This is a genomic window from Armatimonas sp., assembly GCF_043760365.1.
Lineage (GTDB): Bacteria > Armatimonadota > Armatimonadia > Armatimonadales > Armatimonadaceae > Armatimonas.
The window spans coordinates 1-10,778 of the sequence record NZ_JAYUPA010000704.1 but is presented as its reverse complement, the minus strand read 5'-3'; the positions used below and the strand labels follow the sequence as shown (position 1 = coordinate 10,778).

Sequence of the window (10,778 nt, the reverse complement as noted above, 5' to 3'; positions counted from 1 at the left end):
GATAACCTAAGCTTCTATTTCTGGCGGTTCCCCGAGCTTCGCCCCACAGCGCCGTGGCTGCACTTCGGCCCTGGCGGTCAGTCGGCGTGGGTGATCAGCCCCTTTCTGCTCCTGGCACTCGCCGCCCCGCTCAAGTCTCCGCGAACCCGAATGCTGGCTCTTGGCTTGCTCTGTGGCTTTATCCCCTACTTGTTCTTTCGCTGGAACGGCTTCGCGCAGTACGGCTCGCGCTACACCACGGATCTGTTCCCGTTCCTGATCCCGCTGAGCCTGCTCGGAGCCGCACGCCACAAAATCCTAGGCCGACTCTGGCTCGGACTTGTGACGGTGGCGTTTCTCATCACCGCGCTCGCCTTCTGGGAGCTCAAGCGCAGGACACTGGGAAAGTTCTAAGCCGAACCGTCACTTCAGCCCTTCCAGGCTCCAGACCGCGATCCCGTCGCTTTGCCGGTCGTAGAGTTTCTTGCCATCGCTTGAAAAGCGCAGCTTCTGCGCAAAAGAACCAGAGTTGCTACTAGGCTTGCCCATATCCATTTCTTTAATGAGGCTCGCGTCCGTCAGGCGACGTAGCTCAATTGTCTTCTCCCAGCGGCGCACGGCAAACCAGCCCTGCTGTGTCTCAAAGGCAAGGGCCGAAACCTGGTCGTTCACTGCCTCACGATTGCTCAGGAACCAGCGTGGTTTACCCGAATCAGCTTCAAGGCACACCACTCCCCGGTTGTGTATCTCATCCCAGCCGATCTCTTTGGTGATCCGTTCCACGGAGGCCACCACGGTTCCCTCATTGGTAACGGAGATAGTATTGGGACTGCCATGCTCACGCACGGGAAAGGACCAGCGTGACGCCTTCTCCCCACGTTTCCACAGTACGATGCCTGCGCCCGCTTCGGCATAGCGCCCTAGGGCACTCTGAAGCGGGACTCGCCCCGCGATCCACTGACCGTTCGGCGAGAGTGCAAGCTGGTGCGCGTTGGTTTCCGTCCTCGCTCCGCCAATCTGCTTAGGGAGCGGCAATTCACTGAGTAGCCGCCCTGTTCGTGGATCAATTAGCTCCAAGCGTCCGTGCTGGGCGATGAGCAGCTCTTTCGCTCCCTGGGAAAAGACAACTTCCTGTCCGTAGCCTGGAAAATTGACCTTACGAATCGCCTTTCCTGTCGCGGAGTCCCACCAGATCAGAAGCCTTTGTTTCTTTTTAAAGTCCCCGTATTCCGTGGTCACAAATGTCTTGCCGTCTTCACTTAGAGCGACCGCCCAGGATAGCCCTGTGGGGGGATTCTGCGTGACACTGAGGCGCTTACCCGACAGGAGATCCACCGTGGTCGTTTGGTTTGTCCAGATCACATCACGTCCCTGAAACGACGGTTTTTCTTTGTAGGAACGGATTGCGGCATAGCGCTCGCCTAAGGAAAAGCTCATTCCATTGGCGACAAACCCTGGTGCCACGGGTAAGAAAGCGAGCGGTTCCTTCCCGGAAGCGGCGCGCTCCTGGTGTAATTGTGTATTTCGCAGGACTTGTTGGGCTTCCAGTCGTGGCTTGAGCACCAGCCCCGACGCCACAACGGGCACCAGTCCAACAACCCAGAGCGCCACACGAGCCACTCCTGTCTTTCGATGTCCCCTGCCTATGCCAGCAACTGACCGAGCCACAGGAGTGCTCTGCTGTGCCGTCGCAACCGTCGCTGTTGAACTTGTCGTGATGGGCGCCGGTGCCGTGGTGCTGTAGCTTGTCGGTGGTGGCGTGGTTGTCTGGCTCGGTGTGTGTTTAAGGCGCATCTTACTTCAAAATCTCATCTCAAACTCCCGCGTACCACTTGCCTGGGTCGCCGTTAGAGTGTGGCCATCGGGCGAGAAGCGAAGCTGCACATCGGGATCGAGGTTGTTTGGTGCCGTATTGATAAATCGAACAAACTCGCCGGTGTGAAGGGAGTAGACGCGAATTCCTTCGACAACCGCCACGGCGACAAGTGAACTATCTGGCGAGACTGTCACCGCGTTCGCCCCGAGTGGCGTCGTAGCGTCGTTCACCTGCTCCAGACGCTTCCAGACACTCCCACGGGTGGTTGTGTCGCGGCAGGCAAGCGTGTAATCTAAGGGTGGGGTAGGGAACCCGAGCAGTGGGTCGCGTTCACTTTCACCTGTTATCAAGTAGCGTCCATCGGGGCTAAGGGCAACAGGCGAATTGAATGGCAGCTCCATTATCCAGAGGCTCGACGACATCCCGGCAGGATAGACCCAGAGCATTTCTTTGCCGTCTTCTGCAACTTGCCGTGATGCCATCATCTGGCCGTTTTGCGATACGATTCCTGTTTGGGGTCGGAGAGGCTGAATTTTAGCGGACCGGGCAAAATAGCCTCCCAGCAGAACCAGCGGTGTGAGAAATGTCGCCCAGAGAAAGGCGCGAGTCGGAGTTATTCTTAACCGCATGGTGTAGTTTACGGCATCGGGCGGGCGAGTTCAAACATGGCATCGGGCTGGGCGCGGGTGTACCAGTCGCCACTCATGCGGGCGATGTAGTCCACTCGGGTGGCATCTACTTTCCCAGTCTCGTCCAAAAGCTCCTCCGCGATCCAGTAGCGCACCACTTCTCCGATAATGTAGTTCGCCGAGAGCGGCCCCGGCCCGTGTTTGACGATTTGAAAAAGCCTGCACTCCATCGCGAGCGGCGATTCTAAAACCCGCGCAGGCTTGACAACCTCCGTCGCGCCTTTGGTGAATCCCGCTTCCTCCCACTCGCTCACGCCGTACGGGTACTCAAACGATGCCTGGTTCATCTTCTCGCGAATCGCGTAGGTCACGATAGAGATCGTGTACTCCCCCGTGGCTTCAATATTGACCAGCGTGTCTTTGGGCTGTCCGTGGCGATTGTTCAGCGGCGAAACGGTCACCGACGGTGGGTTTGCGCCGCCGGCCATGAAGTACGAAAACGGCGCAAGATTGGGCTTGCCCTCCGGCGAGAGAGTCGAGACAAACGCGATAGGCCGGGGTGAGACGCAGACATTGAGCAGCTTATAAGCATCAGGGATCGCCATTGTCGCCGGATCGAAGGCGCGGTGGGACATATTTGATTGTACCCTGTAGAATAGACCCCGTGAAACGCCCCGATACCCTCGCCAACGAAATTGAGAAACTGCTGGGCAGGGCATCAAGCGATGCACTCATCGGCGCATCGGGGATTGACGATGATCCCCTGCTCACGCAGTGGGTAACACGTATAGGGCGGGAAGTGGCGGTGCACTCAGATCGGCTGGATGCCAAGCCTGAGTTTGTGATCCTGGGAAGTGATGTCGCCAACGCTCTCACCCTTCCGGGCAGCAAAGTTCTCGTGACACGGGGGCTACTGGATGAGGTGACGAGCGATGATGAGCTGGCGGGGGTGCTTGCCCACGAGGTTGGGCATGTGGCCAAGCGCCATGCGTGGCAGCAGCTCCAGAACAATGGGATTGTCGCGCTCCTGCTACGTGTCGCACCACCCAAGGGCAGCGTACTGAGGCAAGGCTTGCCGATCCTGAATTTGCTGCGTGCCCTTGCCCAGAGCCGCGACAACGAGTACCAGGCCGATAGAGTCGGGCTTGGGTTCGCAGCAGCAGCGGGCTACGCGCCCAGTGGGCTCCTCCGCTTTATTGAGACTATGGCAAGCGGCCCTATGGCGGCTTGGGAGGAGTACTTCAACACGCACCCCGCTGGTGCCAAGCGAACCACTGCGGGACGTCAGCAGCCCGTGGTGCGCGAGAGCGACGTTGACTCCCGAGCAGCCGTGGCCGCCGGGCTAGACGCGCGCGGGCTAGCGGGGCTTGCTCAGTTGGTTCGCCTAGGCCGTGACCCGCTGGCTCTCTCCGCGCTTGTCCCCGCATCCCTCAGTGGCCGTAATCGTCTGGAACGAAAAGACCTCGTGGATACGATCCAGCGACAGCAGACACGGCTTTTAGCGACCTACAAGCCCCTGGTAACGGCAAGCACGCTCCAACAGCTTCTCTTGCTCACCGCACAGAGTCAGGATATTCGCCGGATTGTCCTCTCGACACATGCCTATCTGCTCCAGTTCAAGCTCCAAGATGTCTACGCACGCACCCTACGGCTGCTCCGGCTCGCCGGACCCGTCTGGGATGCCCTGCACTCAGGCACGGACCCCGAGACTATTGAGTGCCTTCGAGGCCGCTCGGAGATCCGCGAGGCGCTGGCACAGATCGCGGCGGTTCCGGCACCGCTCCAGCGTGCGAGCCAGGCATCACTCACGGTACTGGCGGATCTCCACCTGGGCGGATTCTATCGCCTGAACTCTGGGGCACAGTGGACTCATTTCGCGGCAGTCGAGGGTCTGATCCGCTATGCGGAAAGTGAGCTCTCCCGCGCGGGCCGTGCTGCGGGAACGGGGTGGCGTTATCTTGCGATGGCTCGGGTTCGGCGCTACCAACAACAACTAGACCTCCTGATCCCAGAGAGCAGTCTCACCAAAAGGGCACTCTGGAGTGTGCTTGCGGAGCGCCGTCTGGGCCAAACTGTAGAATGGAGCGGCTCCACCGGAGAGGCGAGTGTTTCGGCAGCACTTGCGAGGCAGCGAGCAGACAAGAAGCCGTGTCCCCTGGGAACCTCCTGGGCGGACTGGGTGGTACAAAGTGGGGGAATCCCTGAAAACATTGCCACGGTACTTCGCCTGCTAACCCTGGATCTCCAGCGGGAGCTGGCCGCACGAGCGTACTTAGGGTGGAAGGAATAGGATGCAGAAGCTGCGGGTGGCGCTCTGGGCGCTGATTGGAATAGGGACGCTGGCGGGTCTGTACGGGGCGAGCCTGCGCTTTGTCGCGGAGGCAAGTAATAAGCGTATTGAGCTCACTCTTGACATGACGGAGGTTCAAAAACTGGCGTCCGCTGAAGGGGTACCGACTGCCCGGGTGCTGGAGCGCTTTAAGCAAGTCGGCATCACGTCGGTCGCAATCACCGAGGACACGCTGGCCTCGCTGGAGGAGTCGCGCCGTGTGGAGGCAATCCCTTCCGCGGAACCGGGTGTGACTTATCTGATGACCCACCAGGGAAGCTACTCCCGCATACTGGCAGCCATCCAAAGCCGAACCCATTTCAAGCTGGATCCCAACAACGAGTACGCTCAGATTCGTGTCCCCCCGGGGGCGGAACTCCTTAAAGTTGAGGATCTTGGCATGGAGATCTACCAGCCTTTCTCGGTGATTAAGACCATTGGGGTCGGACTCGATCCGAACTTGATCCAGATGGTTAAGAACGCCAATATGAGTGTGGTGGGGCGTCTGCAAAACTCCATAAACATTCCTAACACCGGGATTAGCTGGGCTCTGGAGCAGCTCAAGAGCCAGGGTGTCAAGACCGTGATTTTTTCTGGGGATGATGTGCTGGGCTACGATAGCCAGTTGCGCACCACAGCAGAGGCCCTGCACTCTCAAAGCCTGCAGGTTGGCATTGTCGAGTTCGTTAAGATTAAAGGCGATACGCTTCTGCATCAGCTTGCCACCGAGCAAGTTGTTCGTGTCCATACCATTCCGGGGGCCGAGATGGCCACGGCAACGCCTGGGGATAATATACAGCGCTTCTCTCTAGCGGCGCGCGAGCGTAATATTCGGATGCTCTATGTCAGGCTCTTTCTGGAGAAAACCAATCCCCTTAACGAGAACATTCAGTACATAGAGAAGCTTGTGAAATCTCTCAAGCGCGGTGGGTTAACGATTGGCGAGGCGCAGACCTATTCCCTTTTTGCAGTTCCTCTTGCCGCGCGTGTCTTAATCGGATTGGGGCTGGCAGCCGCACTCTTTCTTCTATGCCACGAGCTCTTTGGCCTACTTGGTGATCTGGCCCACCCCCTCTCCTTAGTGGTGTTAGTGGGCACGGGCGGGCTTGTTCTCCTGGCGGCGGTGGCCCCCAGGCTTGCGGCACTGGCGGCGGCGGTTGTCTTTGCCGCGTGGGCGGTGGTGCAGGGAGACCTCCTTAGCCCGGTGGAGTGGGGCAAAAAACCGCTTCGCGTGGCACTTCTCCGGCTAGGACGGATTCTGGGCGTGACCACACTGGGAGTTATTGCGGTGGTCGGCCTCCTCGCGACTCAGGCATTTATCGTGAAAGCGGATGCGTTTGTCGGGATCAAGGCGGCACTCTACCTCCCACTGCTTCTCGCCGTGCTGGTCTGGGCCGTCGGTCTGCACGCCGAGAGTCCGGCGGCCCTCTTATCTCTGTTGCGCCGCCAGCTCCAGCGAGCACTTCTCTTGATCAACGAGTCGGTACGTTTCTGGCAAGTGGGAGCGGGCCTTGCGATTCTTATTGTCCTGGCGATGCTCTGGCTACGCTCTGGCAACGACGGTGCTGTGGTGGTCACGGGGTTTGAGCTGCGTTTCCGGGATCTACTTGATGCCACACTACCTGTCCGCCCACGCTTTAAGTCGCTTCTTTTCGCGGCCCTGCTTCTGGGAATCTATCTTGCCGGTCGGGGGGAGAGGCGCTGGGGAGTAACTCTGTATCTTCTTGGCGTGATTGCAGTGACAGACTTTCTCAACACTTTCTGCCATCTACACGTCCCCCTCTTGGTCAGCGTGATGCGCGACTCTCTGGGGGCGATTCTGGGAGTCGGACTGGGTGCTCTCTTGATTTTATTGCTGGAGCGAGAGTGGAAAAAAACGAAGCCATGAAAATTGCGGCACTGGGCTACTATGGCTTTGGGAATCTTGGTGACGAGGCAGTGCTCGCTGGGATCCGGACAGCGCTAACGGAGCGCTTTCCCGCTGCGCAGTTGCTGGTTCTGACTGCTGATCCCACGGCAACAACCGCACTCCATCCGGGCGTCGGAACCGTGAATCGCTGGCACTGGAAAGAGACTGTTCGTGCTCTCTCGGGGACGGATCTCTTTGTGTTTGGGGGAGGCAGCTTACTGCAAGATGTGACCAGTGCCCGCTCCGTGCTCTGGTACGTCCTAATGGCCCTGATCGCACGGCGTAAGGCGCGGCGTGTGCTGTGGTGGGGGCAGGGAATTGGCCCGCTCAGCCATCCGCTCTCCCGAAAAATGGTTCGCCTTATCGCGCAGCAGGCGGATGGGCTGACGGTGCGGGATATAAAAAGCGCGACTCTTTTGAAGGAAATCGGCGTGACACGGTCTATAGAAGTAGTGGCCGACCCCGCATTTGCACTTGACCCCGCAGCCGTGACGAAACCATCGGGAACACTGGTCGCGCTACGTCGTTGGCCGGGTGTGTCTCCCGAAACCCTGGCTCGATCTTTGTCCGGGGCGACAGCACTCCCGATGCACCTGCCAGACGATCTTGAGGCCCACGGGGAGCTCCCGTGCTACAACTGGCAGCGTGAAGGCGCGTCGGTGGCGCAGGTGCTCGGGCAGGTCGCGGTGGCGGAGCAGGTCGTGGCGATGCGACTGCATGCCCTGATCTTTGCCGCACGCTGCGGCACACCGTTTGTGGCACTCTCCTACGACCCGAAGGTGGATGCCCTAGCCCGCGCGACCGGCCAGGAGGATGCCTTACTGGATGCCGTGCAGGCAACTCCCGACAGCCTGCGGGCAGCAATGGCACTCGTCCGAGAAAGCGCTCCGAAGCGCCGCGAGCAGCTTCACGCTTTTGCACAAGCTGAGCGTACCCGCGCACGCCGTCCGGGTGAGCTTGCCCGGGAATGGTTCCAATGATAATGAGACGCTATTTTCTCGCTACTGTGCTACCCCTAGCGGCACTCTTGGCCCAGGCTCAGGAGACCACTGTCAAGCAAGAAACAGAAGTCAAGCAAGAAACAAAGGACGAGAAAAAGAAAAAAGACCAGTTCCGCATGAACTCGACCAACGCAGGCGGCATGGGGGGGGCACCGCGCGATGGCAAGACCTTTCCTGAGCGCCTGATCGGGCCGCTAGGCAAAGATCTTAATGCCTACGGGAACTGGGTGCTCACTCTCAGGTCAAACCAGGTCACAGGGAGCCAGTCCGCCAAGGACTGGTTTAAGTTTCAAAACAACAATCAGTTCTTTAATACTTCGTCGCTTGGCCCTTTCCAGCAGCAGCTCGACTTGACCCTGATGGGGAGCCTTTTCAATGCCGTTCGGGTCAATACCAGCCTGACGAATAACCGAGTCGCGGCACAGACCAGCCTTGCGCAGCTCCTGGGTTTCGAGTACGAGAGCGCCGATAAGCGCACCAAGGCTGCGGTAGGCGATGTCAACGCGAGCCTGCCAGGCAATGAGCTGGTGACTTTTTCCCGCCGCTTGGTTGGGGTGCAGTACGACCGACAACTGGGAGGGGGGCGCACGTTCTCTACCGTGGCCTCGATCACACGGGCTCTGGCACGGCGGGGAAGCTTTCAGGGCAACGGCACCACCGGCCCCTACTACATGAACGCCTCACAAATCATCCCGGCGTCGGAAAAACTCTACCTCAACGGCCAGGAGCTCGTTGCCTACGAGGACTATGAGCTGGACTATATTCTGGGGACGGTTCACATGAAAAAGAGCCGTATCCTCAACCGCGAAGATACGGTTGAGTTCAGCTACGAAGCACAGAACTTCAATACGAGCCCGGGTGTGCTGACGGGCCTGCGTTTCGAGACACCCGCGAGCTTTGCAAAGTCGGGGCGTGTGGGAGCCACGGTGCTGCGGCAGATGGCAGGTAGCAGTGGAACCGCAAATCGGCCCGTCACGCAGTACTTCCCGGTCTATAGCGACTTGGCCTCCCGCTACACCCTGCCCTCCCCCATTCAGCCCAATACCCCTGTCGAGGTGCGCTATCAGGAGCGCCTGCTGACCGAGGGGATCAATGCGGACTATATTCTCAATCGGGAGCTGAACTACGTCCAGCTTCGGCGCTCTCTGCCTGCGGACACCGCACTTCTTGGAATATCATCCCTCTCGATCAACTACACGCCCGTGCCGCAGCTCGGTGTCGGAGGCGATCGTCAGGTGCTGGGCCTAGACACGCAGTTTTCCCCGTTGCCCAATGCCAAGATCAATGTTCAGTACGGCCAGAGCCAGGGTATTAGTAAGCAAAACAGTGGCACAGGGCTAATCTTCACCGCCGCGCTGGGCTCCCAGCAGACAGACAGTAAGAGCGCCGTGATGATGGGCACGAAAGACACGGATGCCCTCCTGAAGAGTGCTGGAGCGGCGACGGGTTCAGGCTTTCGGCCCTCGTGGAACGCGAACCTTGGCTGGCGCAACATCGAGCCGGGCTTCTCAGGCATTGAGTCCACCGCAACGGCGCTTCTGCGCTCCGAGCGCGGGCTCCGGGGGACGTTTGGCTTTAGCCCCTCCCCGAGCTGGGCCTACGACTTTACCGTCAACGACACGACCGTCTCTCAGCCGCTCAGCTCCAGTGTAGGAACCACAACGACGGGCTCCACAGTCTCTACCTACCGAAACCAGACCATGAACTTTGGAGCAAACTGGACACCACTCACACAGGGCAGGCAGAAGCTCCCGAGGATGCGTTATTCCCATGCGGGCACCAAGCAGGGAAGTGGTAGCACCCTAGCGACCTTTAACAGCGACCAGCTTGCCGCGACCTACGATCTGGCGAAGGGAAGTATCGAGGCGAGTCTCTTCCGAACGGGCTCCAAGGGGCGCAGTATCTTTGCCAATGGCTACACCCAGACAGTCGGCACGGGTAGCTCAGGCGGCACCGGGGGGCTACTCGGTGGGTACCGCGACGGCACAGCGGCTCAGACCACCACAAACTCGTCCTCGGAAACAGCGCAGCTCAAGCTCAACGTCACCCCTGGAGCAAACTTAACTTTCTCAACCAGTGTAGGGCTAACCACCAACCACTCCGGGGGGGCACTGTTCCGTGGGCGCGATCTGGCCTTCTCAACCACCTACTCGCCACTCCCAGAAAAAATCCAGTTGCAGTTTGACCTCACCGACACTACCAATGGGCAAAATCTCTCCGGGTTTTATAACGCGGGTTCGGGCTTGGATGCGGGAAACACCGGGCTTGGGGGGGCATCTACGGGCCAGCGCACACGCTCTCAAAACGCAAGGGTCTCGTTTACGCCAACCTCGCGCTTTCGGGTGGAGACGGGCTTTATTCAGCAGCTCTCCCTGATCCCAGGTTACGATAACACCGAGAGTAAAACAACCGATCTCTCGCTGGACTACACCCTCAACGAGAAGTTTAAGCTTCTGGGGCAGTGGAGCAAACAAGGCACGACCTACGTGGGCAGCACGAGCGACTCGGACAACGAAAACTACATCCTCCAGGTCATGGCGGGACCCTACCGCCGGATGAACTTCACGATCAGTGGGGCGCGAATGAACTTTGGCACCGCGCTGAGCAGTTTTGGCAGCGGCGGCGGTATTGTCTCGGGTATCGGGTCCGGGTTGGGGCAGATCGGGGGGGGGGTGAGCTCCGGATTTGGGCAGAGTGGTGTCACCACGACTTTTGTTCTGCGAAGCACCTATGCAATCTCACTGCAGCAGCGGGCAAAGGGGGCGGGCAAAGAGAACACGAGCCGGGAGACACCGCTACTCCCGTTTTTAGAGTGGCGGCTACTCAACGCAAGTAGCCCCGCTGCCACAGGAACGGGAACAGGAACAGGAACTGGTGCAGGAACAGGCAGTATCGGCGGGTTTCACAATGCGCTCAACTACCTTAACAACGAGGCAAGAGTCGGAGTCGAGTGGGCCGTCAGTAGCCTGCTCTCCGCCACGTTTGATGTGCGCTTCATCCGAATGACTGACCGCGATACCCCACAGTTCTCCTACAATGCCCGAACTCTGAACTTCGATCTGCGCGCTCGGTTTAATTAAGCTCTAGAAACGAAGTCGCAGAGACGGCGTGCGGG

Annotated in this window: 8 protein-coding genes; 5 read left to right on the top strand and 3 right to left on the bottom strand. The window is 59.2% G+C overall.

Annotated elements, in window-relative coordinates; all coding sequences use genetic code 11:
• Positions 1-393 (top strand): hypothetical protein (locus tag ACH2EH_RS16575; protein WP_395143286.1); only part of this gene is annotated, 393 nt, incomplete at its 5' end.
• 9 nt (positions 394-402) lie between these two features.
• On the opposite strand, the gene ACH2EH_RS16570 is transcribed toward ACH2EH_RS16575, so the two are convergent.
• Genes ACH2EH_RS16570 through ACH2EH_RS16560 form a run of 3 tightly spaced genes read right to left on the bottom strand, consistent with a single transcriptional unit; the run spans position 403 to position 3,059 of the window.
• Positions 403-1,773: a WD40 repeat domain-containing protein gene (locus ACH2EH_RS16570; protein ID WP_395143284.1), complete on the bottom strand. Its 1,371-nt coding sequence runs from the start codon at positions 1,771-1,773 to the stop codon at positions 403-405.
• 6 nt (positions 1,774-1,779) lie between these two features.
• Positions 1,780-2,424: a WD40 repeat domain-containing protein gene (locus tag ACH2EH_RS16565; RefSeq protein ID WP_395143282.1), complete on the bottom strand. Its 645-nt coding sequence runs from the start codon at positions 2,422-2,424 to the stop codon at positions 1,780-1,782.
• Between the two features lie 8 nt (positions 2,425-2,432).
• The gene (locus ACH2EH_RS16560; protein WP_395143280.1) at positions 2,433-3,059 is read right to left on the bottom strand and encodes a flavin reductase family protein; all 627 of its coding nucleotides are present in this window, start codon (positions 3,057-3,059) and stop codon (positions 2,433-2,435) included.
• Positions 3,060-3,088: 29 nt separating this feature from the next.
• Between ACH2EH_RS16560 and ACH2EH_RS16555 the strand changes: the two genes are divergently transcribed.
• The 4 genes from ACH2EH_RS16555 to ACH2EH_RS16540 are packed head-to-tail and all read left to right on the top strand — an operon-like array spanning position 3,089 to position 10,743.
• Positions 3,089-4,714 carry a M48 family metalloprotease gene (locus tag ACH2EH_RS16555; protein WP_395143278.1) on the top strand — a complete coding sequence of 542 codons (1,626 nt, stop codon included), beginning with the start codon at positions 3,089-3,091 and terminating at the stop codon, positions 4,712-4,714.
• Between the two features lies 1 nt (position 4,715).
• Positions 4,716-6,641 (top strand): DUF5693 family protein, encoded by a 1,926-nt coding sequence (locus tag ACH2EH_RS16550; protein WP_395143276.1) that lies wholly within the window; start codon positions 4,716-4,718, stop codon positions 6,639-6,641.
• Complete coding sequence (gene csaB, locus ACH2EH_RS16545; RefSeq protein WP_395143274.1) at positions 6,638-7,642, top strand: polysaccharide pyruvyl transferase CsaB; 1,005 nt, start codon at positions 6,638-6,640, stop codon at positions 7,640-7,642. Before ACH2EH_RS16550 ends, csaB begins: the two co-directional genes overlap by 4 nt.
• Positions 7,643-7,644: 2 nt before the next feature.
• Positions 7,645-10,743, top strand: coding sequence for a hypothetical protein (locus ACH2EH_RS16540; protein ID WP_395143273.1), 3,099 nt, complete (start codon positions 7,645-7,647; stop codon positions 10,741-10,743).
• Positions 10,744-10,778: the final 35 nt, after the last annotated feature.

What these genes read in the sequence shown, in the direction of transcription:
- ACH2EH_RS16570 (WP_395143284.1), bottom strand. Translation starts at nt 1,773, where the DNA reads ATGCGCCTTAAACACACACCGAGCCAGACAACCACGCCACCACCGACA.
- ACH2EH_RS16565 (WP_395143282.1), bottom strand. Translation starts at nt 2,424, where the DNA reads ATGCGGTTAAGAATAACTCCGACTCGCGCCTTTCTCTGGGCGACATTT.
- ACH2EH_RS16560 (WP_395143280.1), bottom strand. Translation starts at nt 3,059, where the DNA reads ATGTCCCACCGCGCCTTCGATCCGGCGACAATGGCGATCCCTGATGCT.
- ACH2EH_RS16550 (WP_395143276.1), top strand. Translation starts at nt 4,716, where the DNA reads ATGCAGAAGCTGCGGGTGGCGCTCTGGGCGCTGATTGGAATAGGGACG.
- csaB (WP_395143274.1), top strand. Translation starts at nt 6,638, where the DNA reads ATGAAAATTGCGGCACTGGGCTACTATGGCTTTGGGAATCTTGGTGAC.
- ACH2EH_RS16540 (WP_395143273.1), top strand. Translation starts at nt 7,645, where the DNA reads ATGAGACGCTATTTTCTCGCTACTGTGCTACCCCTAGCGGCACTCTTG.